Below are 426 nucleotides of genomic sequence, written 5' to 3' on the forward strand. Positions count from 1 at the left end.
GGCTTCGGGGGTGGGGGATTCGGCTTGCCCGCGCTGCGGCTCAGGCTCCGGCTTCGGCGTCACCTCTGACTCCGGCTCAGGCTCCGGCTTCGGCGTCACCTCTGATTCCGGCGTCACCTCTGACTCCGGCTCAGGCTTCGGCTTCGGCGCGGGCGCGGTCCCGGGCGCGGGCTCGTCGAAGGCCGGGCGGGCGTGGTGCCATGGGGCGTCCGAGCTGCGCGGGGTGGTGCTCCGGCGGGCCGGGCTGGACGTGCCCTCTCCTTCCGCCGGCGGCTGCTCCTCCGGCTGCGCCTGGTCCTGTTTCTCCTCCGGTGCCGGCTGCGTCGGCTTCTCCCCCGGTGCCTGCCGCGTCGGCTCCTGGGTGTCGGCCCGCTGTGAGGCCGAGCCCTGGGAGGCGCTGCGTGCGCGGCGGGGGCGGGCCGGGGT

1 protein-coding gene is annotated in these 426 nt (G+C 76.5%); it reads left to right on the forward strand.

The genetic code is table 11. The features are described 5' to 3' along the window. Positions 1–223 precede the first annotated feature (223 nt). Positions 224–426: hypothetical protein (locus tag ADK64_RS47040; RefSeq protein ID WP_234384503.1), on the forward strand; the 203-nt coding region annotated here is incomplete at its 3' end.

The sequence above is a fragment of the Streptomyces sp. MMG1121 genome (assembly GCF_001280015.1).
Classification (GTDB): domain Bacteria; phylum Actinomycetota; class Actinomycetes; order Streptomycetales; family Streptomycetaceae; genus Streptomyces.